Genomic DNA, 22,345 nt, shown 5'->3' with positions numbered 1-22,345 from the left:
GCGTATGCTCCGCAAGGAGCCCCTCCCCTAAAAAGTGTTAAAGAGGGCGTAAGTGTAGACAGGGCGTTTTTGTCGCCCGATAGCCGGTCCGGCCACCCGAACCGGACAGGGCTGTCCGCATATCGTCCGCCGCCGCCCGAGGACGCCCCGGGAAACCGTCCGACGGCTCCGCCCCTCAGGGGACTTGGCCGGGCCCCCGTCCGGGAGACGGTGAACGGACGGCGAATTAATTAGGGGTCCGTATACGCGACACCCGGATGGTCATCCGGGTGCCGCGTTCGTAGGTTTCCCCCCATCGGCCAGTCACTCGCACCTCACCGTGATCAGCCGCACCACGGCGGGCTTCCCTTCCCACCGGAAACCCGCCTGCTGAGCATGCGCGTACCGCGATTCCGCACGCATGCGCCACCCCCCATTTTTGTCATGCCCCGTTCGAGCTGGGCGACCTGCCCGAACGGACCGAAAGGAACCGAAGTGCACGGCTTCACCCCCCTCCGCATATCCGTCGCGCTCGCCACCGTCGTCGCCGTGATGGGCACCGGCGTCGCCTTCGCCGGGTCCTCCGACACGGCCCGCCCCACCGGCCCGGCCCGGGCGTCCGCCCCCGCGGCCACCGACGCCACCGAGCCCACCCAGCGCTTCATCGTCGGGTACAAGTCCCATGCGGAAGAGGCCACATCGAACACGGCGCTCGTGAAGGACGCCGAGGCCAAGGCCGCCGAGACCGGCGAACACATCTCCTTCGAACGCCGTCTGGGCACGGGCGCCGCCCTCGTGGACCTGCCCGGCACCGACAGGCCCCAGGACGCGCGGGAGGCCATGGCGGCCTTCCGGGCCGATCCGGACGTGGCCTACGTCGTGCCCGACCGCCGGGTGTACCCCACCGCCGTCGACCCCGCCGAGTACCGCTACCAGTGGGACCTGTACGAGACCCACGCAGGCATGAACGTTCCCTCGGCCTGGAAGCAGGCCACCGGCAAGGGCGTCACCGTGGCGGTCATCGACACCGGCATCACCCGGCACACCGAGCTGGACTCCCGGCTGGTGCCGGGATACGACTTCATCTCCCACTCCTGGACGGCCACGGACGGAGGCGGCCGGGACAGCGACCCCTCCGACACCGGGGACTGGGCGAACCGCGGGGAGTGCGGCCGGGACAAGAACGGGAACCCGGTCCCCGCCCGTAACACGAACAACTCCTGGCACGGCACCCATGTCGCCGGCACCATCGCGGCCACCGCCAACGGGTACGGCACGGTCGGCGTCGCCCATGAAGCGAACATCCAGCCCGTCCGCGTCCTGGGCAAGTGCGGAGGGTCGACCTCCGACATCATCGACGCCATCACGTGGGCCTCGGGCGGAACGGTGTCCGGAGTACCCGCCAACAAGTACCCCGCCGCGGTCATCAACATGAGCCTCGGCGGTGAATTCGCCTGCGACCAGGCGTACAACACCGCCATCAAGGCAGCCATGGACCGGGGAACCACCGTCGTCGTGGCCGCAGGCAACGACGCCGCCGACGCCTCCGCCTACAGCCCGGCCGGCTGCGCGAACGTCATCACCGTCGCCGCGTCGGACCGCGAGGGCAACCGCGCCGCCTACTCCAACTACGGCAGGGCCGTCGATGTCACCGCCCCCGGCGGCGAGACCGCCGTACGCGCCGGCGACGGCATCTGGTCGACGGTCGACAAGGGGACCCGCGCGCTGAGCGGTGAGGGCTACGCCTCCTACCAGGGCACCAGCATGGCCGCCCCGCACATCGCCGGGCTGGCCGCGCTGCTGAAGCAGAAGGCCCCCTCCCTCACCCCCGCCCGGATCGAGCAGACGGTCAAGGACAGCACGCGCGGCCTGCCCGGTTCCTGCACCGGTGGCTGCGGTGCCGGCCTCGCCGACGCGGCGAAGGCCCTGAGCTCCACCGGCAGCTGACCCGGTCCTGAGCACGCCGGAACGGCACCGCACCCCAAGGAGAAGACGTGAACAGGATCAGCAGGACTCTGTCGATCGGCGCGGCAGTCGGAGCGTTGGCTCTGACCGGAGGCACAGCGACGGCCTCCCAGCCCGCCACCACGGACCCGACGCCCGCCCCGTCGGTCCGTACACAGCCCACCGGCATGGTGAAGGCGCTCGCCGAATCGCTCGGCGTGTCCGTCGCGGAGGCCGAGCGGAAGCTCGACCGCCAGAGCGCCCAGCAGAAGACCCTGGAGCGCCTCGGCATATCGGGAGTACCCACCGCGAGCGCGTACTTCGACGCCAGGGGCACCCTCACGGTCGACGTCACCACCGCACAACAGGCCGCCGACGTGAAGGCGGCCGGACTCGCCGCCCGCATCCCGGCCCGGGCCCCGTCGGCACTCGACCGGATCAAGTCGGAGCTCGACCGGCTCGCCGAGAAGAAGCTCCCGGCCGGTGTGGAGTCGTGGCACGTCGACCCGGTCAGCAACAAGGTCGTCGTCACCGTGCGCGACACCGCCGACGCCACCAGCCGCGCCTTCGTCGCCGCGGCGCGTTCCCACGGCCCGGCCGTCACCGTGGAGACCACGACCGACGACGCCCCGCAGGCCACCGCCGCCATCGCCCCCGGCAGCAAGATGAACATCAACACCTCGGACGTGAACGGTGGTTACTGCTCCGTCGGCTTCGGGGCCCGGGACCAGCAGGGCAGGCAGTACCTGGCCACCGCCGGTCACTGCATCAAGAACCTGGACACCCTGTACTTCAGCGGTTCACAGTTCGCCAAGGGGACCCGCACCCGCTTCGCACACGGCTACGACAGCGTCGACATGGGCATCGCCGCCATCAGCTCCGGCAACTCCGTCACCACCACGGTCGGCGGCTGGCGCGTCGTGGCGGACACCCCGGTCCGAGGGAGCCAGCGGGCCGCCGTCGGTTCGACGGTGTGCAAGTCCGGCGCCACCACCAGGTGGACCTGCGGCACCATCAGCAGCTACAACCACTCGGTCACCTACACCGACCCGGGGCAGCCGCGGACCCTGGTCAAGGGCCTGGCCAAGTCCACCGTCTGCATCCACAAGGGCGACAGCGGCGGCGCCTGGATCACCAACCAGGGCCAGGCCCAGGGTGTGACCTCCGGTTCCAGCGACCTCACCTGCGACGGCAGCTTCGGCGGCGGCGCCAGCTGGATGCAGCCGCTGGACGACCTGCTCCGCCACTACGGCCTGACCCTGAACACCGCCTCCTGAGCGAGGGCACCGCACCGCATCGATGGGAACGGCGGCCCACCCGACCGCGGTCGGGTGGGCCGCCGTTCCCATGCAACGTGCACCACGCGCTGATCAGACACCATTGCGGGCGGAAAGACAGGGCGGCCGAGAGGAGGGCTCTGCGCTGGGCCGGAACTGCGGAAGGCCCTGACCGCCCCCGAACGACCTTCAGTCGGGAGGGGAACAGACGCAACCCTCGGCCTCAAGCTGATCCGGAACGTCGATATTTACTTCATGGAAGATTCTTCACACACGCAAAAATCGCGCCTAGCCTGACGCTTGGTCACGCGACGGACGCAATCGACGGAGGTCTCATGCCGGCATGGAGCGACGAAGATCGGGCAGCGGTCGACAGAACCGGCCGGAGGCGGCGAAGACTCCAGCGCGCAGAAGCCGTCGTGATGAGCGCGGTCACCTTCACGGTGGCCCACGCCCTGATGGCACCCAGCGCTCACGCCACCAACTTCGGCTCGACATGGTGCGGCGGCACCCCGCGCAACTGCGTCAGCCTCGGGGACAACGCAGAGCACACCTGGTACCCGGAAGGAACCTTCGGGAACCAGATACCCGGTATCGCGGCCTCGTTCCAGCAGGCCATGGACGACTACGAGCGCTACACCGACCTCACCACCACCAAGAAGAACCACTCCACCCTCGACGTCCTCGTCACGGACTACAACTACGGCGCCAACGGAGTCGCCGGCTGGGTGGAGTGCCTGCCCGGCTCGGCGACCAGCGGCAATCACCCCTTCAAGCGCTGTGACCGGCAAAAGCTCCGCCTGAACGGCAGCTACCCGGCCGACTACCGCGACGCTCACAGCCGCAGGTCCGTGGCATGTCATGAAATCGGCCACACCGTGGGCCTGCGCCACCGGGAGACCGAAGGGTCCTGCATGAGCGTGAAACCGCCCTCGAAGGTCAGCCCCATCACCAGCCTCCACGACGACGCCCACATCAACGCCTACCACTGAGCATCACGCCGGAAGAGGAGACCCACATGACATCCCCCGCGCGTCGACGTCCCGCCCGGACAGGGCTGATCGCCGTCGGCGCCCTAGTGGCGACCACGGCTGTCGCGCTGCTCGCAGGTCCGCAGCTCTTCGGCCAGGACGGGACGGCGGGCAGCAAGGGGCAGCGGTCGGCCTCCGCGTTCTTCGAGCCGGTCCGGTTCGGCACGAGTATGCGGGAGACCGAGCGGTACGACTCGCTCAAGGCCGCTGCCGAGGCCGCCTCCGCCGTGGTGACGGCCGAAGTCGTCGACGTGCGGACGACCAGGGTCATCGAAGGCGAGGAGAGCGACCGTCTGTACATGATCGGTGTGGTCATACGGCCGGTCGAGATCCTGAACGGTGCGCTGGACGAGGCGTCGCGGCAGCAGCTGACGGTCGAGTTCATCGGGGGCAGCGAGGACCCGGCCGCGGCGGTGGAGCGGATGAAGTCGACTCTGGCCGAAGGGGAGTCGGTCTGGTTCCTCCGTTCCAAGGCGGAGGAGGGCAAGCACCATCTGGAGGAGCTCAAGCAGGCGGGCAGCACTCCTTCTCCCGATGTGGTCGAGGCCATCGAGGGGGACAGGCCGTACTACCGTGTCGTCTCCTCCCAGGGGCTCTTCGTCCAGGAAGGCCAAGAGGTGGTCAACCCCCTGGTGAACGAGGATGAGACGTCCAACGTGGTGGTGACCGAGGGAGAGAAGTACGACAAGGTGGCCAACCTCGCCGACCACGTGCGCGAAACACGTTAGAAGCCGTCACAGCTCTGCCGGGGTGCCACGGCCGGTGAGGATCTCGGCGAACGCGTCGGTGAGGACGACCGCGCGGCACCGGCCGTCCTCACCGCCCGGCGGGGCCGGGTCAGTCGTCCGAGTCCACCGGGGGCAGTTGCGTCTCCTGCACCGCGACCCACGCCCCCCAGGACTTCACCGTGACGTTGAGCTGCGCGGCCGTGTGCCGGCTCACCCCGGAGTATTCGGTGTCCGCCGTCCCCTTGACCTTTTCCACCCCGCAGTTGACGAGCGTCGTGTCCAGCCGACTCATGGCTTCGGCGGCTGCGGCCGGGGTCGGGTACTGGGAGACCCGGTACCGGGCGCGTGCGTCGTCCTTGCCCGCGTACATGTTGGTGTACTGCATCTCGGGCCTGTCCGTGCCACCGACCCACAGCCCGCACGCGGTGTCCAGCCCCGCCTGCGGCAGGGGGGCGGTCTCGTTCTCGTAGTCGTTCGTCGCCACATCGACGCTCCTCCAGCGCAGGACCTCGTGCCCGGGCAGCTCCGAGGGGTCCGGGTACTGCACCACCCCGTCGGACTTGAACGGGTTCGGGCCCTGGGTGGCCACGTCCGTACCGCCCGTCCCCTTCTCCTGCGGCAGGAGAAGGCCCCCCCACACGCCGAAGCCCAGCGATCCGGCGGCCACGACCGCCACCGCCGCCACGGCCGTCCGCCTTCCCGCCCGGCGGCGCTCGCCGCGGGCGCGGACCGCCGCGGCCGGGGCCAGCCGGACGGGGGTGTCGGTCAGGAGCTCCTCGATGTCAGCCATGCCGTGCCATCCCCTCGTCGTAGGTGTTGATGTGCGCGAGCCGCTCGCCCAGTTGCTTGCGGGCGCGGCTGAGCCGGGTCCGTACCGCGCCGCTGGTGGAGCCCGTCTCGCGGGCCACCTCCTCCACCGGCAGATCGAGCAGGTGGTGCAGCACCACCGCCCGCCGCTGGTCCGGGCCCAGCTCACGCAGGGCCGCCACCAGCTCGGCCCGGTCGCCGGAGCGGCCGGACGGGCCCGGGTCGTCCGGGGCGGGGCCGTGGCGCAGCTGGGCGCGGAGCCGGTTGCGGGCGCGGCGCCAGGCACTGACCGCCAGCCGGGACGCGACGGTCCGCACCCAGGGGAGCGGGTCGCCCTCGCGGGCCAGCCGGTCCCAGCGCTGCCAGGCCCGTGCGTACGCCTCCTGGACCGCGTCCTCGGCCTCCGCCAGATCGCCGGTCATCGCGTAGACCGTGGCGACCAGGCGTCTGGCCGTCGCCGTGTAGAAGGCGTCGAACTCGTCTTCCGTCGACATCCTGTTCCTGTCTGTGTTCCGGGTCCCCGTGGCGGGAGCCTGTACGAGTGGTCCCTCGGCGCGTGCCTGTACCGAGGGCCCTTACCGACCGTCCCCTGGACCACAGGCACCGCTGTCCGGTTCCTGTGGGCCCTGTGGTTCCTGCGGTCCTGCGGTTCCTGTGGCCGTGTACTTGCTGCTCGTGCTCTCCCGCTTCCTGTCCTGAACACGCCTGAGCGGCCCGTGATGTTACAAGCGGCCGTGAACCTTTCCGGTCGCTGTGGACAACAGGGGTGACAGACACACCGACCGACGCACCCTGGAGGCTCAGTGACCGGACCACCCCCGGCCCGCCCCGCCGCACAAGACGACGCCGACGTCATTACGCGGTCCCTCACCGAGCCCGAGCTCTTCGCCGGGCTCTACGACCGGCACGCCCCGGACATCCACCGCTATGCGGCCCGCCGGCTCGGGGAAGGCGCGGCGGACGACATCACGGCGGAGACGTTCCTCATCGCGTTCCGCACCCGGGAGCGCTACGACACCGCCCACCGGCTGGCCCGGCCCTGGCTGTACGGCATCGCCGCCAACCTGATCGGCAAGCACCGGCGTACCGAGGTACGGGCGCTGAAGGCCCTGGCCCGTACGGGGCACGACTCCGTCGCCGCGTCCTGGAGCGACCGGGCCGACGACCGGATCGCCGTCCAGGCGCCGCTGGCGGGGGCGCTTGCCGCGCTCTCGCCCGGGGACCGGCACGTACTGCTGCTCGTGGCCTGGGCCGACCTGGGCTACCAGGAGGTGGCCGAGGCGCTGCGGATACCGCTCGGCACCGTACGGTCCCGGCTGAACCGGGCCCGCCGCAAGGTCCGGGAGGCGCTGAGCGCCGATCCCGCCTTCTCCTCGGCGCTCGACGCGCCGCCCGCCCCGGCCGGACAGGAGCTGAACCCGTGATGGACGAGATGACCCAGCTGCGCGGGCTGCGCGCCGACGCCCCCGTACCCGACCGGGCCGCCCTCGCCCCGGGCCGCAGGCGGCTGACCGAGGCCATCGCCGGGGGCGGCCGCCGTACCTTCCTCCAGCGTCTGCGGGGCGACTGGCGGATCGCCTCGCTCGGGGCGGTCGTGGCGATCACCGCGGCGGCCCTGTTCCTCACCCAGGCCGTGGACCTCTCCGCGTCCCGGCCCTCGGGACCGGCCGCCGTCGCCGGGGAGCCCGACCTGTCGAGCCCGGCCGCCGCGCTGAACCAGGCGGCCGACCACCTGGAGCAGCAGAAGGCTCCCCCGGAGCCACGGGCCGACCAGTGGATCTACACCGTGGAGGTGTTCAAGAGGCCGAGGATCGCGGAGACCGAGGTGATCGGCCAGCCCGACAGCACCACCCCGGACTGGAAGCCCTACGCGGAACCGGGGGCGGAGGAGGACCCGACGGACGGCACCGGGTCGCCCCGGGAGACCTACCGGGCGGCCGAGAGCCTGCCGGACAGCCCCGCGGCCCTGCTGGAGAAGGTCCGCGCCCTCTACCCGGCGTTCGACACCGAGCGCGGCCGGAAGGAGAGCGACGACGCCCGCACGTTCCGGGGGCTGAGCGCGCTCATCGAGTCCTACCCGCTCTCCCCCGCCGCCCGCGCCCGCGTCTACCGGGCCCTGGCGACCGTACCGGGAGTGGGCGTCACCGGTCAGCTCGTACGGGACGCCGCGGGCCGCGAGGCCATCGCCGTCACCTTCACGGAACCGGGCGGCCACGAGCGGCGGGAACTCCTGCTCTCCCCGTCCGACTACTCCTACGCCGGCACCCGCAGCGTCGTGACGGAGGACCACGAGGTGAAGGAGCTGGGCATGGTCTCCCGTATGACGGCGGGCGATGTCACCGACGACCGCGCGCGCACCGCCGCGGCCGTGGTCGACGCCCAGGGCGAGACGCCTCGGGCGTAGGCCCTGTCGGCCCGGAGCGGGGCCGGTCACGGGGGCCGCCGGGCCGCGCCCCGTTCGCCCACGTGACCGACCCCACCCCCCGCTCCGTTAAAACTCCCGCAACAATGAAGGGTGATCACTTCGCCCGCACGGAGCCCCCAGCGCCGCACCGAGCATGCGCCGACCCCCTACGTCGACCTCTCGCGCGACGAGTGGAGCGCCCTGCGGGACAAGACGCCGCTGCCGCTGACGGCCGACGAGGTGGAGCGGCTGCGGGGGCTCGGGGACGTCATCGACCTGGACGAGGTGCGGGACGTCTATCTGCCGCTCTCCCGGCTTCTCAACCTGTACGTGCAGGCCACCTCCGGGCTGCGCGGCGCGCTGAACACCTTCCTCGGGGACGCCGGGAACGGGCACGGGGAGCAGCGCGGCACCCCGTTCGTCATAGGGGTCGCGGGCAGTGTCGCCGTCGGCAAGTCCACCAGCGCCCGTATCCTCCAGGCGCTGCTGGCCCGCTGGCCGGAGCACCCGCGGGTGGAGCTGGTGACCACGGACGGGTTCCTGCTGCCGATGAAGGAGCTCCGGGCGCGCGGGCTGACCTCGCGCAAAGGGTTCCCGGAGTCCTACGACCGGCGGGCGCTGACCCGGTTCGTCGCGGACATCAAGGCGGGCAAGGACGAGGTGACCGCCCCCGTCTACTCCCACCTCATCTACGACATCGTCCCCGGTGAGCGGCTCACCGTCCGGCGCCCGGACATCCTCATCGTGGAGGGGCTCAACGTCCTCCAGCCCGCCCTGCCGGGCCGGGACGGCCGTACGCGGGTCGGGCTGGCGGACTACTTCGACTTCAGCGTGTACGTGGACGCGCGCGCCGACGACATCGAGACCTGGTACCTGAGCCGCTTCCGCAAGCTGCGCGACACGGCGTTCCAGGACCCGTCCTCGTACTTCCGCAAGTACACCCAGGTCTCCGAGGAGGAGGCGCTGGACTACGCGCGCACCATGTGGCGGACCATCAACAAGCCGAACCTCCTGGAAAACGTGGCTCCGACGCGCGGCCGTGCCACCCTGGTCCTCCGCAAGGGGCCGGACCACAAGGTCCAGAGGCTCTCCCTGCGCAAGCTCTGACCCCTCAGCCCGGGAGGGCCGGCCGCGTGCTGCATCTGCGTCTGATCGTGCCCGCCACGAGGACCGATGAGGTGGTCGCCCTCCTGGGGGCCACCGTCGGCACCGCCCACCTCGTCGTCCTGCCGGGCGCGGCCCGCTCCCCGGCCGGGGACGTGGTCCTGTGCGATGTGGCGCGCGAGGCCGGTGACGAGCTCATCGGGGAGCTGCGGCGGCTCGGCATCGACGAGTCCGGGGCGATCAGCGTCGAGCGCCTGGACCTCACCCTCTCCTCGCACGCCGACCGGGCCGAGCACGAGGCGCCGGGTGACGGCGCGGACGCCGTGCTGTGGGAGGAGCTGAAGGAGACCACGCACGAGGACTCGACGTTCTCCGTCACGTACGTCTCCTTCCTCTCCCTCGCCACCATGCTCGCCGCCTGCGGGGTGATGCTCGACAACGCGGTGCTGATCGTGGGCGCGATGGCGCTCGGTCCGGAGTTCGGCCCGCTCGCCGGGATCTCCACGGCTCTCGTGCAGCGCGCGCCCCGGCTGGTGGGGCGCTCGCTGGGGGCGCTGATCGGCGGGTTCGCCCTGGCGATGGTCATCACGGCGGGGTTCGCCTGGCTGATGGACGCCCTCGGCCTCTTCGAGCGGTCGATGATCGAGGCGGAGCGGCCCATCACCGGGTTCATCTGGCAGCCGGACTGGATGTCGTTCGTCGTGGCGTTCCTGGCGGGCGTGGCCGGGACGCTCTCCCTGACGTCGGCCAAGTCCGGGGCCCTGATCGGGGTGGCGATCTCCGTGACCACGGTCCCGGCCGCCGCCAACGCGGCCGTGGCGTTCAGCTACCGCGACTACCAGCAGACCGTCGGCTCCGGGCAGCAGCTGCTCGCCAACCTCGGCGGGATCGTCCTCGCCGGCACGCTGACGCTGCTGGTCCAGAAGGCGCTGTGGCGGGTCCGGCACGCGCGGAGGCCCCCGGCGAGCACGCCGGGGGCCTCCGTGGGGACGTGACCGTTCGCCGCCCTCGCGTCAGCTCGTGGCTGACGCGAGCTCCCGGCCGGTGTCAGCTCGCGGTCGCCGTCAGCTCCCGGTCGGTGCGGGCGCGGACCGTGGCCAGGGCGCGGCTCCACACCGTGACCTCCTCCAGCAGCGTCGCCAGGCCGTCCGCGTGGCGCTCGGCCGGGGCGAAGACACCGGTGGCCGCGGGGTCACCGAGGTCGACTCCGGTGTAGTCGAAGTCGGTGTAGGTGTTCAGGGCCACCTGGGTCCCCACATCGGCGAGCTTGAGCTCGGCGGCGATCTGGCGGAGCTGCTCGACCGCGCGCACGCCCCCCTCGACCCCGTAACCGACGAACCCGACGGCCTTGTGGTGCCACTCGGCGTAGAGGTAGTCGATGGCGTTCTTCAACGGTCCGGGGACGCCGTGGTTGTACTCCGGCGTCACGAACACATAGCCGTCGAAGGCGGCGATCGCCTCCGACCAGCGCCGGGTGTGCTCGTGGGCGTAGATGCCCCAGGCGGCCGGGGCCGGTTCGTCGAGGACCGGCAGCGCGAAGTCGGCCAGGTCGACGAGCTCCAGCTCCACGCCCTCGGGGGCGGCCTTACGGCCGGTGGTCAGGACCCAGTCGGCCACGGCCGCGCCCCTGCGGTGGGTGCGGGTGCTGCCGGTGACGATCGCGAGACGTGTCATGACGTTCTCTCCTCCGTACACATGCGGATAGGGGTGTCAGCTGTAAAGTACAACGTAGACTTTACCTGCTACCGTCGAGCGTGCACCACATACGTTCGAGAGGCAAGGAGTTATCGGTGAGCCCAGCGGCAGAGACGTCCGGACGGCTGCGCCCGGCCAAACACCAGGCGATCATGACCGGCGGCCGTGAGGTCTTCGCCCGCGACGGCTACGCACGCGCCAGCATCGACGCCATCGCCACGGCCTCGGCGACCTCGACGCGCACGATCTACAAGCACTTCGCGGACAAATACGCCCTGTTCGCCACCGTGATCGTGGACTCGGCCACGCATGTCGCCGAGGCCGAGATCGCCCTGATCGAACGTCATCTCCCGGCCGCCGCGAACGCGGAGGAGGCCGAGGCCGCCCTGCTGGCGTTCGCCACCGACTGGCTCGACGACACGGGAGACTGGCTGTCCGGCCTGGCGCACTCGGCGGCGCACCGGGCGCTGATCGGTCAGGTCCGGGCCGAGGCCGCCCACCTCGACGCCGAGGTCATCGCCCGGTGGTGGCAGGCCGGCCCGGCGCGGGTCCGCGCGGAACTGGCCGCCGTCCTCCGGCGGTGGGACGGGGCCGGGCTGCTGCGCGTCCCGGACGCCGACCGCGCCGCGGCCCAGTTCGCCCGGCTGGTCTCGGCCACGCCCGGCCCGCCCGCGTCGGCCGTCGCCCCGGACGAGCGCGCGGCCTGGATCGCCGACGGCGTCACGGTGTTCGTCCGCGGCCACCGCGTCTGACCGGGGGCCGGAGGCCGTACGCGTACGACGCGGAGCTCCCGTACGGGTACCGGCGAGGCCCCCGTACGGCCCGGAGGCCCCGCACCGGGCCCGGGAGCCTTCGGGGCCCCTCGCCGGTACGGGGCCTCCGAGGCTCCCCTGCGCGTACGTCTCCGCGTCTCAGCCCAGCGCCGACTTCACCACGTCCGCCAGACGGCCCGCGACCGCGCGCGCCTGCTCGATGTCGGCGGCCTCGACCATGACCCGTACCAGCGGCTCCGTACCCGACTGGCGCAGCAGTACGCGGCCGGTGGAGCCGAGCTCGCGCTCCGCGTCGGTCACCGCCGCGGCCAGCTCGGAGGAGGTGGTGACCCGGGACTTGTCGACGTCGGGGACGTTGATGAGGACCTGCGGCATCCGCTCCATGACCCCGGCCAGCTCGGCGAGGCTGCGGCCGGTGGCGGCGACGCGGGCCGCCAGCATCAGGCCGGTCAGCGTGCCGTCGCCGGTCGTGGCGTGGTCCAGGACGATGACGTGGCCGGACTGCTCGCCACCGAGCGCGAAGCCCTCGGCCTTCATCGACTCCAGGACGTAACGGTCGCCGACCGCCGTCTGGACGAGCTGGATGCCCTCGCGCTCCATGGCGAGCTTGAAGCCGAGGTTCGACATCACGGTGCCGACGACGGTGTCCTTGCGGAGCTGCCCGGCCTCCCGCATGGCGAGGGCCAGGACGGCGAGGATCTGGTCGCCGTCGACCTCCTCGCCCGCCGCGTCCACGGCGAGGCAGCGGTCGGCGTCGCCGTCGTGGGCGATGCCGAGGTCGGCGCCGTGCTCGACGACGGCGGCGCGCAGGAGGTCCAGGTGGGTGGAGCCGCAGCCGTCGTTGATGTTGAGGCCGTCCGGCGCGGCGCCGATGGTGACGACCTCGGCACCGGCCCGCGCGAACGCCTCGGGCGAGACCCGGGCGGCGGCGCCGTGCGCCTCGTCCAGGACGACCTTCAGCCCGTCGAGGCGGTTGGGGAGGACACCGATGAGGTGGGCGACGTACCGGTCGAAGCCCTCCGTGTAGTCGGTGACCCGGCCCACGCCCGCGCCGGTCGGGCGGTTCCACGGCTCACCGGTGCGGTGCTGCTCGTAGACCGTCTCGATCCGGTCCTCCAGCTCGTCGGCGAGCTTGTGGCCGCCGCGCGCGAAGAACTTCACGCCGTTGTCCGGCATCGCGTTGTGGCTGGCGGAGAGCATCACGCCGATGTCCGCGCCGAGCGAGCCGGTGAGGTACGCCACGGCCGGCGTCGGCAGCACGCCCACGCGCAGGACGTCCACGCCCGCGCTGGCAAGACCGGCCACCACGGCGGCTTCCAGGAACTCTCCGGACGCCCGGGGGTCACGGCCGACCACAGCCGTCGGGCGATGGCCCTCGAAGGTGCCCGCCTCGGCGAGTACGTGCGCCGCCGCGACCGAGAGCCCGAGCGCGAGCTCGGCCGTCAGATCCGCGTTGGCGACACCGCGCACTCCGTCCGTACCGAAGAGTCGTCCCACTGGTGTCCTCCGAGGTGCTCCGAAACCACAAAAAAACAAACCAAAGCAAAGCAAGGCGAAACTAAACAACCACAACAACGAAAACAGCAAAACCGCCAGGCGGACGGCATGGGCGGACGGCACGGCCCGCCCGGCACACGCGCGAGGGGTGAGCTGCGTGCGGGGTACGCGGCGTGCGGGCCGATGAACGTCTCATGCCGTTATACGCCTGCGGGGCCCGATAAACGAACGCCCCAGCAGCACGGAGTGTGCCGCCGGGGCGTACGTGTGGTGCAGACGGAGCAGGCTGATTAGCGCTTGCTGTACTGCGGCGCCTTGCGGGCCTTCTTGAGACCGGCCTTCTTGCGCTCGACCGCACGGTCGTCGCGGGAGAGGAAGCCGGCCTTCTTCAGCGTGGCGCGGTTGTTGTCCACGTCCGCCTCGTTCAGCGCGCGGGCCACGCCGAGGCGCAGGGCGCCGGCCTGACCGGAAACGCCGCCACCCGAGATACGGGCGATGACGTCGTAGCGGCCGTCGAGCTCGAGCACCTTGAAGGGCTCGTTGACTTCCTGCTGGTGCACCTTGTTGGGGAAGTAGTCCTCAAGGGTGCGACCGTTGATCTTCCACTTGCCGGTGCCCGGAACGATCCGGACGCGGGCGATGGCGTTCTTGCGACGGCCAAGGCCGGCCGCGGGCTGCGGGTCGCCGAAGCGGCCCGCGAGCGACTCGGAGGTGTACTCACCCTCGACGGGGACCTCCGACTCGAAGGTGGTCACCTCGGCGAAGGTCTCCTCGCCCTCGGTGCCCTCGACAGGGTTCTCAACAGTGGTCTCGGCCACGATGCTCCTCAGATCTTTCTGTATGTCTTAGGGGGTGGCCGGAACTACTGCGCGACCTGGGTGATCTCGAACGGGACCGGCTGCTGAGCAGCGTGCGGGTGCTGGTCGCCCGCGTAGACCTTGAGCTTCGAGAGCACCTGACGGCCCAGGGTGTTCTTGGGGATCATGCCCTTGATCGCCTTCTCGACGGCCTTCTCGGGGCTCTTCGCGAGAAGCTCGTCGTAGCGCACCGAACGGAGACCGCCCGGGAAGCCCGAGTGGCGGTACGCCATCTTCTGGGTCTTCTTGTTGCCGGACAGGTGCACCTTGTCGGCGTTGATGATGATGACGAAGTCGCCCATGTCCATGTGGGGGGCGTAGATCGCCTTGTGCTTGCCTCGGAGGAGGTTCGCAGCCGTGGTGGCCAGACGGCCCAGGACGATGTCCTGAGCGTCAATGATGTGCCACTGGCGAGTGACATCGCCGGGCTTGGGGCTGTACGTACGCACTTCGTAGCCTTCGCTTCTTCAGTGGATGGGGTCCAGACACACGACACCTCTGAAGCGATCATGCAGCTGGGGCTCACAGTGCCGGGACACCGCCCGTATGCGAGCCACTGGTAACTGCTCCAGAGAACGTACGCAGAGGCTCTTCGTGTGAGAAGGGCGCAGCCCCTGCGCATAACAACTGTCGACAGTACCCGCCCCGCCCCGGACGGGTCAAAACGGGTCCGCGGGGCCGGCCCCGCGGACCCGCCGGGACCAGCCCGGCCGATCACCGGTCCCAGCCCCACCGGCCGCCGGGGTCACCGCGCCCGCCGGACCCGCCGCTCGTCCCACACCGGCTCCGGCGTCTCCCGTACGACCCCGTCCGAGCCGAAGACCAGATACCGGTCGAAGGACTTCGCGAACCACCGGTCGTGGGTGACGGCCACCACCGTGCCGTCGTACGACTCCAGACCGTCCTGGAGCGCCTCGGCCGACTCCAGGTCCAGGTTGTCCGTCGGCTCGTCCAGGAGCAGCGCCGTCGTCCCGGCCAGCTCCAGCAGCAGGATCTGGAACCGCGCCTGCTGCCCGCCGGACAGCCGTTCGAACGCCTGGTCCCCCTGCCGCTCCAGCTCGTACCGCCGCAGCACCCCCATCGCCCCGCCACGATCCTTGGCGTGCTCGGACCAGAGGATGTCCACCAGGGTCTTCCCCAGCAGCTCCGGGTGCGCGTGGGTCTGCGCGAAGTGCCCGGGCACGACCCGCGCCCCGAGCTTCCACTCCCCCGTGTGCGCCACCGGCTCCCCCGCCAGCAGCCGCAGGAAGTGCGACTTGCCGGACCCGTTGGAGCCGAGGACCGCGACGCGCTCCCCGTAGTAGATCTCCAGGTCGAACGGTTTCATCAGCCCGGTCAGCTCCAGGCCCTCGCAGGTCACCGCCCGCACCCCGGTCCGCCCGCCGCGCAGCCGCATGCGGATGTCCTGCTCGCGCGGCGGCTCCGGCGGCGGTCCGGCCTCCTCGAACTTCTTGAAGCGGGTCTGCATCGCGTGGTAGCGGTTGGCCATGTCCGGGCTGTTCGCCGCCTGCTGCCGCATCCGCAGGACGAGCGCCTTCAGCCGGGCGTGCTCCTCCTGCCAGCGCCGCAGCAGCTCCTCGAACCGCGCGAACCGCTCCTTGCGCGCCTGGTGGTACGTGGCGAAGCCGCCGCCGTGCACCCACACATCGCTGCCCGCCGGGCTCGGCTCCACGCTGACGATCTTCTCGGCGGCCCGGGAGAGCAGCTCCCGGTCGTGGGAGACGAAGAGGACCGTCTTACGGGTCTCCTTGAGCCTCTCCTCCAGCCAGCGCTTGCCGGGGACGTCCAGATAGTTGTCCGGCTCGTCCAGGAGCAGCACCTCGTCGGGGCCGCGCAGCAGCGCCTCCAGGACCAGCCGCTTCTGCTCACCACCGCTGAGCGTGCGCACCTCGCGCCACTGCGCCTTCTCGTACGGGACACCCAGCGCCGCCATCGTGCACATGTCCCAGACCGTCTCGGCCTCGTACCCGCGCGCCTCGGCCCAGTCGCTGAGCGCCTGCGCGTACGCCATCTGCGCGGCCTCGTCGTCGACGGTGAGGATCTTCTCCTCGGCCGCGTCCACCGCCTTCGCCGCTTCCCGGATGCGCGGCTGCGACACCGACACCAGCAGGTCCCGTACGGTCCGCTCGTCCCGTACCGACCCCACGAACTGCGGCATCACACCGAGCCCGCCGCTCACCGAGACCGTGCCGCCGTGCGGCTGGAGCTCACCGGCGAGAAGGCGCAGCAGGGTCGTCTTGCCCGCCCCGTTGGCCCCGACGAGGGCGACGACGGCTCCGTCGGCCACCCGGAACGAGGCATCGCCGAGCAGCACCCGCCCGTCCGGCAGGTAGTACTCCAGGTGGCCCGCTTCCAGATGTCCCATACGGAGCATTGTCACCGCCCGCGATGCGATGGCCCAACCGGTTTACCCGGCGAGGGTCTGCGGCCGAACGCGACGCTCTAGGATTCGCGCATGAGTTCATGGCAAGGGGGGCCCTCCTGGGGGCCAGGGGACAACGGAACTCCGGACTGGGCGGCGCTCGCCGAGGAGTCGGCCGCGCGCACCCGCCGCAAGCGGTGGCTGATGATCGGCGGCGGGGTGCTGGCCACCGCGCTGGTCGGCGCGGCGGTGGCCACCGCCGTGGTCAGCACGGGGAGCGGCGGGAACGCCCCGGGGAGCAGCGCGAGCAAACTGCCCGCCCCGGCCGACCTGCCCGAGGACACCTCCGCGCCCGAGCCCTCCTTCTCCCCGGTGGCACCCCCGCCCCCGCCGGACCCGAAGGAGTACATAGTCAGCGCCGACAAGGACAAGGCGCCGATCACGGTCGACGGCTTCTTCCCCGGTGAGAAGCTCGCCATGGGCGACCGCGTCCATCTGAAGGGCGCGACGAACCGCGTCACCGACTGCGCGAGCGGCACCCAGGGCGCCCTCGGCGCGGTCCTCACGAACAACGGCTGCGAGCAGCTCATCCGGGCGACCTACCGCAAGGACGGGGTCGCCGTCACCGTCGGCATAGCGGTCTTCGACACCGAGGCCCGCGCGAAGAAGACGGTGGACCAGGCGGCGGGCGGCATCGCCTCCCTCGCGGGCGAGGGCGTACCCACCTTCTGCCGGGGCGGTACGGTCTGCCGGCGCACCACCAACTCCTACGGCCGGTACGCCTACTTCACCGTCGGCGGCTTCACCGACGGCACCCGTGTCACCGCCCAGGACAAGAACGTCTTCGCGGTCGGCGACGATCTGACGAACTTCGTCTTCCGCCAGATCCACCACCGGGGCCGGGTCCAGGCATCGCAGGCGGCGGAACCCGCTCAGTAGGCCCGCGCGGGCCATTCGGGCCGTTCCCGGGGGCGGTGCGCCCCACACCGAACTGAACGTGTTCAATAATGGGTACGGGCAGGCGCGAACTCCTGCCCGGGGGCGACCATGCCCCCAGCCCCCGCACGAAGGACGGCCCCGATGAACAAGCCCATCACCCGGAGCACGGCCCGCCGCATCGCCGCCGGTTACGTCGGCGTGGTCACGCTCGCCGCCGTGGCCTACGAGTTCGCCGGACGGCCGGAGTACGGCGTGGGAGCGATGACCCTGGCGGCCTGGCCGGGCGACGTCCTGCTGCTGGTCTTCGTGCTCTACCCGCTGACCCTGCTGACCGGCGACGCCTCGGGCGTCGAGGAGGCCGGGTTCAGCCTCATCGACCCGCTGTTCCAGGGGGCCGGGGCGGTGGTCAACGTGCTGATCGTGTGGGGCGTCCTCACCTTCGTACGCCACTTCAGGACCGAGTGCCGCCGCAGCCGCAGCAGTTGACCGCCCGGCCTCCGCCCTCAGTGCCTCAGCAGCACCCCGCCGACCCCGGCAACGTCCGCACGTTACGGGCCTCTTCGGCCCGCGCGGCCAGCAACTCGTCCGCCGGATACGCCACTTCCTCCAGCGTCAGCCCGTGCGGCCGCACCACGTGCACACCGGGGTCGCGCACCTTCGCGGCCAGCACCTCGGCAGGCCAGGCCGCCGGACGCCGCCCGTCACCGACGAAGAGCGCGGCCCCGATCAGCGCCCGCACCATGTTGTGGCAGAACGCGTCCGCCTGCACGGTCGCGGTGAGGACGCCCGAAGCCGGGTCCCGTACCCAACTCAGCTTCTGGAGCGTACGGATGGTCGTCGCACCCTCGCGCTTCTTGCAGTACGCGGCGAAGTCGTGCTCGCCCACCATCAGCGCGGCGGCCTCGTTCATCGCGTCCAGGTCCAACGGCCGGTCGTGCCACAGCACATGACCGCGCGTCAGCGGGTCCACCCCGCCGGGCCGGTCGCCGACCCGGTAGGCGTAACGCCTCCAGAGCGCGGAGAAGCGGGCGTTGAACCCGGCCGGGGCGGGGGCCGCGCGCCAGATCCGTACATCCTGCGGAAGCCGCCCCGCCAGCCGCCGCAGCAGCTTCTCCTCGTGCTCCGCCCACACCGTCTCCGGCAGGTCCACATGGGCCACCTGCCCCCGCGCGTGCACCCCGGCGTCCGTGCGGCCCGCCACCGTCAGGCCGTACGTCACCGCCGACCGCGTCACGGTCCGCAGCGCGTCCTCGATCTCGCCCTGCACCGTGCGCCGGCCGGTCTGCTTCGCCCAGCCGGAGAAGTCCTTGCCGTCGTAGGCCAGATCCAGCCGCACCCGTACGAACCCGGGCTCCGCCTCGTCACTCACCGTGTCTCCCTCTCCCACCCTGCTCAGCGAAACGGGCCCGCACCGCCCCGAAGGGTGGTGCGGGCCCGTCCCGTGGTCCTCAGAACGCTCAGGCGTCCTTCGACTCCTCGTCGGCCTTCTCGACCGGCTTGGCGTCCTCGACGACCTCGGACTCGGCCGCGGGGGCCTCCTCCTTCTTGAGGGCGTCTTCCTTGACCGCGCGCTTCGTCGCGGCCTCGGCCTCACCGGTGGCCTGCTGGGCCACGGTCAGCGCCTCGACCAGCTCGATGACGGCCATCGGGGCGTTGTCGCCACGACGGTTGCCGATCTTGGTGATACGGGTGTAACCACCGGGGCGGTTCTCGTACCGGGGAGCGATCTCGGTGAAGAGCGTGTGGACGACGCTCTTGTCCGTGATCGTCTGGAGCACCAGGCGACGGTTGTGGATGTCGCCCTTCTTCGCCTTGGTGACGAGGCGCTCGGCGACGGGGCGCAGGCGGCGGGCCTTGGCCTCGGTCGTCGTGATGCGGCCGTGCTCGAACAGCGACTTCGCCAGGTTGGCGAGGAGCAGACGCTCGTGCGCGGCGCTGCCGCCCAGACGGGCACCCTTTGCGGGACGCGGCATGGTGATTCTCCTTGTGTGCTGCACCGGCCGTATCAGGTACCGGTGTCAGTTCCCGTGAAGCGGTCGCCTCACGGAAGTCATAACTGCCGGACTGGGTCTACCAGCCCGTCCGGCGATCGAGGACAGAGCCTCAGCCCCGGCCCGGGGGCACCCTCAAAACCGGGCACCCCCAGCCGGGAGGCGGCTCAGTACTGCTCGGTCTCCACGAAACCGGCGTCCGCGTCGTCGTCGGCGCCGAAGGCGTCGGCGGCGGCGGTCGGGTCGAAGCCGGGAGGCGAGTCCTTCAGCGCGAGGCCCATACCGGCCAGCTTCGCCTTGACCTCGTCGATCGACTTGGCACCGAAGTTGCGGATGTCGAGCAGGTCCGCCTCGGAGCGGGCCACGAGCTCACCCACGGAGTGGATGCCCTCGCGCTTGAGGCAGTTGTACGAGCGGACCGTGAGCTCCAGCTCCTCGATCGGCAGCGCCAGATCCGCGGCGAGCGCGGCGTCCGTCGGGGACGGGCCCATGTCGATGCCCTCGGCGTCGATGTTGAGCTCGCGCGCCAGACCGAACAGCTCGACCAGGGTCTTACCGGCCGACGCCATGGCGTCACGGGGACGCATGGCCTGCTTGGTCTCGACGTCGACGATCAGCTTGTCGAAGTCGGTGCGCTGCTCGACACGGGTCGCCTCGACCTTGTACGTGACCTTGAGCACCGGCGAGTAGATGGAGTCGACCGGGATGCGGCCGATCTCCTGGCCGACCTGCTTGTTCTGGACGGCGGAGACATAGCCGCGACCGCGCTCGACGGTCAGCTCCATCTCCAGCTTGCCCTTGCCGTTGAGCGTGGCGAGAACGAGGTCGGGGTTGTGCACCTCGACACCGGCCGGGGGCGCGATGTCGGCGGCGGTGACCAGACCCGGGCCCTGCTTGCGCAGGTACATCACGACGGGCTCGTCGTGCTCCGAGGAGACGACCAGCTGCTTGATGTTGAGGATGAGGTCGGTGACGTCCTCCTTGACGCCCGGCACGGTGGTGAACTCGTGCAGGACCCCGTCGATCCGGATGCTGGTGACAGCGGCACCGGGGATCGAGGAGAGGAGGGTACGGCGCAGGGAGTTGCCGAGGGTGTAGCCGAAGCCCGGCTCCAGCGGCTCGATCACGAACCGGGAGCGGAATTCGTCGACGACCTCTTCGGTCAGCGACGGACGCTGAGCGATAAGCATGGGGAGAGTCCTTCAGTCGTGGGCACCCACTATTTGATGCCCGACAGATGCAACAAGGGTACGGGCGGTACGCCCCGAATGAGGCGTACCGCCCGGACCCGGACGCTACTGACGCACGGCCGTCACCGGCCGCGACGGATCAGACGCGGCGACGCTTCGGCGGACGGCAGCCGTTGTGCGGCGTCGGGGTGACGTCCTGGATCGAACCGACCTCGAGGCCCGTGGCCTGGAGGGAGCGGATCGCGGTCTCACGGCCGGAGCCGGGACCCTTGACGAAGACGTCGACCTTGCGCATGCCATGCTCCTGCGCGCGGCGGGCGGCCGACTCGGCGGCCATCTGCGCGGCGAAGGGGGTGGACTTGCGCGAGCCCTTGAAGCCGACGTGGCCGGCGGAGGCCCAGGAGATCACGTTGCCCGAGGGGTCCGTGATCGAGACGATGGTGTTGTTGAACGTGCTCTTGATGTGCGCGTGGCCGTGAGCGACGTTCTTCTTTTCCTTGCGACGCACCTTCTTGGCTGCGCCCTGACGACCCTTGGGGGGCATGTCTTGACTCCAGATGGAGAGGGGAGGTGATCGGTCCTACAGCGAAGACCGCTGGTTGCTGCGTCGGCCCGGCGAACCGGACTGCGCAGTGCGTCCGCTGAGGACTACTTCTTGCCCGGCTTCTTCTTACCGGCGATGGCGCGACGCGGGCCCTTGCGGGTACGCGCGTTCGTGCTGGTGCGCTGACCGTGGACCGGCAGGCCACGACGGTGGCGGATGCCCTGGTAGCAGCCGATCTCGATCTTGCGGCGAATGTCGCCCTGAACCTCGCGGCGGAGGTCACCCTCGGTGCGGAGGTTGGCGTCCACGTACTCGCGGATCTTGACCAGGTCCTCTTCGGCCAGGTCACGAACGCGGGTGTTCGGGTTCACGCCGGTGGAGGCGAGGATCTCCTTGGACCGGGTGCGCCCGATACCGAAGACGTAGGTGAGGGCAACCTCCACGCGCTTTTCGCGCGGGATGTCAACACCTGAAACGCGTGCCATTCAATGGCTCCAGTTGTTATTTCGGGGGTCTTCCGCAGGACCACTCCCGACCGCCGACCTCCCGCTGGGAGAAGTGGTACGTCCGGGTCTCCGGCCCCCGCCGGAGGTGTCGTCAGCCGTGGCTTGGACGGGCCCTGCGTATGTACGTGATTACGTGCGTCGCGCGAAGAACTGCGAGATGCAGGCGGTCGTGCGTCAGCCCTGGCGCTGCTTGTGGCGCAGGTTGTCGCAGATGACCATGACCCGACCGTGACGGCGGATCACCTTGCACTTGTCGCAGATCTTCTTGACGCTCGGCTTGACCTTCATGGGATGTCAGGTTCTCCGGGTCAGTGCCATCACCGCGCCGAAACGGGGTGGGGGCAAGATCTACTTGTAGCGGTAGACGATCCGGCCGCGCGTGAGGTCGTACGGAGAGAGCTCCACCACAACCCGGTCATCCGGGAGGATACGGATGTAGTGCATCCGCATCTTGCCGCTGATGTGCGCCAGGACCTTGTGACCGTTCTGGAGCTCCACCTTGAACATTGCGTTCGGGAGGGACTCGATCACGGTGCCCTCAATCTCGATGGCACCTTGCTTCTTGGCCACGCTTCGCCTTTCGAATCGGCTACCTTGATCGGCTCCTGCGATCCCCTGTCCTACCTGCGGACATACGGATGCACCGGAGCCGACGAGTCAGTCTACGTCAGCGGACTCCAAAAGACGAATCCGTCAAGTTTGCCCACTGCGGGTGAT

General features: G+C 70.5%; 25 protein-coding genes. 11 read left to right on the top strand and 14 right to left on the bottom strand.

Annotated features, from left to right (window positions below; genetic code table 11):
- Positions 1-423: 423 nt before the first annotated feature.
- From B7C62_22280 to B7C62_22265, 4 genes are all read left to right on the top strand, one after another.
- The gene (locus tag B7C62_22280) at positions 424-1,926 is read left to right on the top strand and encodes a hypothetical protein (protein ARF74657.1); all 1,503 of its coding nucleotides are present in this window, start codon (positions 424-426) and stop codon (positions 1,924-1,926) included.
- Between the two features lie 47 nt (positions 1,927-1,973).
- On the top strand, positions 1,974-3,200 hold the full coding sequence (locus B7C62_22275; protein ARF74656.1) for a serine protease: 1,227 nt from the start codon (positions 1,974-1,976) through the stop codon (positions 3,198-3,200).
- A 422-nt stretch (positions 3,201-3,622) separates the two neighbouring features.
- Positions 3,623-4,192, top strand: coding sequence for a hypothetical protein (locus B7C62_22270; protein ARF74655.1), 570 nt, complete (start codon positions 3,623-3,625; stop codon positions 4,190-4,192).
- An 86-nt stretch (positions 4,193-4,278) separates the two neighbouring features.
- On the top strand, positions 4,279-4,959 hold the full coding sequence (locus B7C62_22265; protein ARF74654.1) for a hypothetical protein: 681 nt from the start codon (positions 4,279-4,281) through the stop codon (positions 4,957-4,959).
- A 109-nt stretch (positions 4,960-5,068) separates the two neighbouring features.
- On the opposite strand, the gene B7C62_22260 is transcribed toward B7C62_22265, so the two are convergent.
- Entirely contained in the window at positions 5,069-5,749 is a 681-nt protein-coding gene (locus B7C62_22260; protein ARF74653.1) for a hypothetical protein, read from the bottom strand.
- Positions 5,742-6,260, bottom strand: coding sequence for a SigE family RNA polymerase sigma factor (locus B7C62_22255; GenBank protein ARF74652.1), 519 nt, complete (start codon positions 6,258-6,260; stop codon positions 5,742-5,744). The genes B7C62_22260 and B7C62_22255 overlap by 8 nt, the downstream gene beginning before the upstream one ends.
- Before the next feature lie 309 nt (positions 6,261-6,569).
- Here B7C62_22255 and B7C62_22250 point away from each other — a divergent pair, with 309 nt between their 5' ends.
- From B7C62_22250 to B7C62_22235, 4 genes are all read left to right on the top strand, one after another.
- Complete coding sequence (locus B7C62_22250; protein ARF74651.1) at positions 6,570-7,190, top strand: RNA polymerase subunit sigma-70; 621 nt, start codon at positions 6,570-6,572, stop codon at positions 7,188-7,190.
- Positions 7,190-8,170, top strand: coding sequence for a hypothetical protein (locus B7C62_22245; protein ARF74650.1), 981 nt, complete (start codon positions 7,190-7,192; stop codon positions 8,168-8,170). The genes B7C62_22250 and B7C62_22245 overlap by 1 nt, the downstream gene beginning before the upstream one ends.
- Before the next feature lie 111 nt (positions 8,171-8,281).
- A complete protein-coding gene (locus B7C62_22240) occupies positions 8,282-9,277 on the top strand; it encodes a type I pantothenate kinase (GenBank protein ID ARF74649.1) in 996 nt (331 codons plus the stop codon).
- A 26-nt stretch (positions 9,278-9,303) separates the two neighbouring features.
- The gene (locus B7C62_22235) at positions 9,304-10,269 is read left to right on the top strand and encodes a hypothetical protein (GenBank protein ID ARF74648.1); all 966 of its coding nucleotides are present in this window, start codon (positions 9,304-9,306) and stop codon (positions 10,267-10,269) included.
- 52 nt (positions 10,270-10,321) lie between these two features.
- On the opposite strand, the gene B7C62_22230 is transcribed toward B7C62_22235, so the two are convergent.
- Positions 10,322-10,948, bottom strand: coding sequence for an NADPH-dependent FMN reductase (locus B7C62_22230; protein ARF74647.1), 627 nt, complete (start codon positions 10,946-10,948; stop codon positions 10,322-10,324).
- Between the two features lie 173 nt (positions 10,949-11,121).
- Between B7C62_22230 and B7C62_22225 the strand changes: the two genes are divergently transcribed.
- Positions 11,122-11,721, top strand: a complete 600-nt coding sequence (locus tag B7C62_22225) for a hypothetical protein (protein ARF77320.1) — start codon at positions 11,122-11,124, stop codon at positions 11,719-11,721.
- A 159-nt stretch (positions 11,722-11,880) separates the two neighbouring features.
- Here B7C62_22225 and B7C62_22220 read toward each other — a convergent pair whose 3' ends face one another.
- The 4 genes from B7C62_22220 to B7C62_22205 form a co-directional block, all read right to left on the bottom strand.
- Positions 11,881-13,239, bottom strand: coding sequence for a phosphoglucosamine mutase (locus B7C62_22220; GenBank protein ID ARF74646.1), 1,359 nt, complete (start codon positions 13,237-13,239; stop codon positions 11,881-11,883).
- A 290-nt stretch (positions 13,240-13,529) separates the two neighbouring features.
- Positions 13,530-14,057, bottom strand: a complete 528-nt coding sequence (locus tag B7C62_22215; GenBank protein ARF74645.1) for a 30S ribosomal protein S9 — start codon at positions 14,055-14,057, stop codon at positions 13,530-13,532.
- A gap of 44 nt (positions 14,058-14,101) precedes the next feature.
- Positions 14,102-14,545 carry a 50S ribosomal protein L13 gene (locus tag B7C62_22210; protein ARF74644.1) on the bottom strand — a complete coding sequence of 148 codons (444 nt, stop codon included), beginning with the start codon at positions 14,543-14,545 and terminating at the stop codon, positions 14,102-14,104.
- Positions 14,546-14,841: 296 nt separating this feature from the next.
- Complete coding sequence (locus B7C62_22205; GenBank protein ID ARF74643.1) at positions 14,842-16,461, bottom strand: ABC transporter; 1,620 nt, start codon at positions 16,459-16,461, stop codon at positions 14,842-14,844.
- Between the two features lie 90 nt (positions 16,462-16,551).
- Here B7C62_22205 and B7C62_22200 point away from each other — a divergent pair, with 90 nt between their 5' ends.
- Entirely contained in the window at positions 16,552-17,397 is an 846-nt protein-coding gene (locus tag B7C62_22200) for a hypothetical protein (GenBank protein ID ARF74642.1), read from the top strand.
- A gap of 141 nt (positions 17,398-17,538) precedes the next feature.
- Complete coding sequence (locus B7C62_22195) at positions 17,539-17,883, top strand: hypothetical protein (GenBank protein ARF74641.1); 345 nt, start codon at positions 17,539-17,541, stop codon at positions 17,881-17,883.
- 25 nt (positions 17,884-17,908) lie between these two features.
- Here B7C62_22195 and B7C62_22190 read toward each other — a convergent pair whose 3' ends face one another.
- The 7 genes from B7C62_22190 to B7C62_22160 all read right to left on the bottom strand — a co-directional run bounded on the left by B7C62_22190 (position 17,909) and on the right by B7C62_22160 (position 22,198).
- Positions 17,909-18,766 carry a tRNA pseudouridine(38-40) synthase TruA gene (locus tag B7C62_22190; protein ID ARF74640.1) on the bottom strand — a complete coding sequence of 286 codons (858 nt, stop codon included), beginning with the start codon at positions 18,764-18,766 and terminating at the stop codon, positions 17,909-17,911.
- Between the two features lie 88 nt (positions 18,767-18,854).
- On the bottom strand, positions 18,855-19,370 hold the full coding sequence (locus B7C62_22185) for a 50S ribosomal protein L17 (protein ARF74639.1): 516 nt from the start codon (positions 19,368-19,370) through the stop codon (positions 18,855-18,857).
- Positions 19,371-19,555: 185 nt separating this feature from the next.
- Positions 19,556-20,578 carry a DNA-directed RNA polymerase subunit alpha gene (locus tag B7C62_22180; GenBank protein ID ARF74638.1) on the bottom strand — a complete coding sequence of 341 codons (1,023 nt, stop codon included), beginning with the start codon at positions 20,576-20,578 and terminating at the stop codon, positions 19,556-19,558.
- A 139-nt stretch (positions 20,579-20,717) separates the two neighbouring features.
- A complete protein-coding gene (locus B7C62_22175) occupies positions 20,718-21,122 on the bottom strand; it encodes a 30S ribosomal protein S11 (GenBank protein ID ARF74637.1) in 405 nt (134 codons plus the stop codon).
- A 104-nt stretch (positions 21,123-21,226) separates the two neighbouring features.
- Entirely contained in the window at positions 21,227-21,607 is a 381-nt protein-coding gene (locus B7C62_22170; GenBank protein ID ARF74636.1) for a 30S ribosomal protein S13, read from the bottom strand.
- 195 nt (positions 21,608-21,802) lie between these two features.
- Positions 21,803-21,916 carry a 50S ribosomal protein L36 gene (locus B7C62_22165; protein ARF74635.1) on the bottom strand — a complete coding sequence of 38 codons (114 nt, stop codon included), beginning with the start codon at positions 21,914-21,916 and terminating at the stop codon, positions 21,803-21,805.
- 60 nt (positions 21,917-21,976) lie between these two features.
- Positions 21,977-22,198, bottom strand: a complete 222-nt coding sequence (locus B7C62_22160) for a translation initiation factor IF-1 (GenBank protein ARF74634.1) — start codon at positions 22,196-22,198, stop codon at positions 21,977-21,979.
- Between the last annotated feature and the right edge of the window lie 147 nt (positions 22,199-22,345).

This window comes from Kitasatospora albolonga (genome assembly GCA_002082585.1).
GTDB lineage: Bacteria > Actinomycetota > Actinomycetes > Streptomycetales > Streptomycetaceae > Streptomyces > Streptomyces stephensoniae.
The sequence above is the reverse complement of the archived record's forward strand: the minus strand, read 5'-3'. Positions and strand labels throughout refer to the sequence as shown.

Excerpts from the sequence above, each read along its gene's own strand:
- B7C62_22280 (ARF74657.1), top strand. The coding sequence starts at position 424 with ATGCCCCGTTCGAGCTGGGCGACCTGCCCGAACGGACCGAAAGGAACC.
- B7C62_22270 (ARF74655.1), top strand. The coding sequence starts at position 3,623 with ATGAGCGCGGTCACCTTCACGGTGGCCCACGCCCTGATGGCACCCAGC.
- B7C62_22260 (ARF74653.1), bottom strand. The coding sequence starts at position 5,749 with ATGGCTGACATCGAGGAGCTCCTGACCGACACCCCCGTCCGGCTGGCC.
- B7C62_22255 (ARF74652.1), bottom strand. The coding sequence starts at position 6,260 with ATGTCGACGGAAGACGAGTTCGACGCCTTCTACACGGCGACGGCCAGA.
- B7C62_22245 (ARF74650.1), top strand. The coding sequence starts at position 7,190 with ATGGACGAGATGACCCAGCTGCGCGGGCTGCGCGCCGACGCCCCCGTA.
- B7C62_22230 (ARF74647.1), bottom strand. The coding sequence starts at position 10,948 with ATGACACGTCTCGCGATCGTCACCGGCAGCACCCGCACCCACCGCAGG.
- B7C62_22225 (ARF77320.1), top strand. The coding sequence starts at position 11,122 with ATGACCGGCGGCCGTGAGGTCTTCGCCCGCGACGGCTACGCACGCGCC.
- B7C62_22205 (ARF74643.1), bottom strand. The coding sequence starts at position 16,461 with ATGGGACATCTGGAAGCGGGCCACCTGGAGTACTACCTGCCGGACGGG.
- B7C62_22200 (ARF74642.1), top strand. The coding sequence starts at position 16,552 with ATGAGTTCATGGCAAGGGGGGCCCTCCTGGGGGCCAGGGGACAACGGA.
- B7C62_22195 (ARF74641.1), top strand. The coding sequence starts at position 17,539 with ATGAACAAGCCCATCACCCGGAGCACGGCCCGCCGCATCGCCGCCGGT.
- B7C62_22185 (ARF74639.1), bottom strand. The coding sequence starts at position 19,370 with ATGCCGCGTCCCGCAAAGGGTGCCCGTCTGGGCGGCAGCGCCGCGCAC.
- B7C62_22180 (ARF74638.1), bottom strand. The coding sequence starts at position 20,578 with ATGCTTATCGCTCAGCGTCCGTCGCTGACCGAAGAGGTCGTCGACGAA.
- B7C62_22175 (ARF74637.1), bottom strand. The coding sequence starts at position 21,122 with ATGCCCCCCAAGGGTCGTCAGGGCGCAGCCAAGAAGGTGCGTCGCAAG.
- B7C62_22170 (ARF74636.1), bottom strand. The coding sequence starts at position 21,607 with ATGGCACGCGTTTCAGGTGTTGACATCCCGCGCGAAAAGCGCGTGGAG.
- B7C62_22165 (ARF74635.1), bottom strand. The coding sequence starts at position 21,916 with ATGAAGGTCAAGCCGAGCGTCAAGAAGATCTGCGACAAGTGCAAGGTG.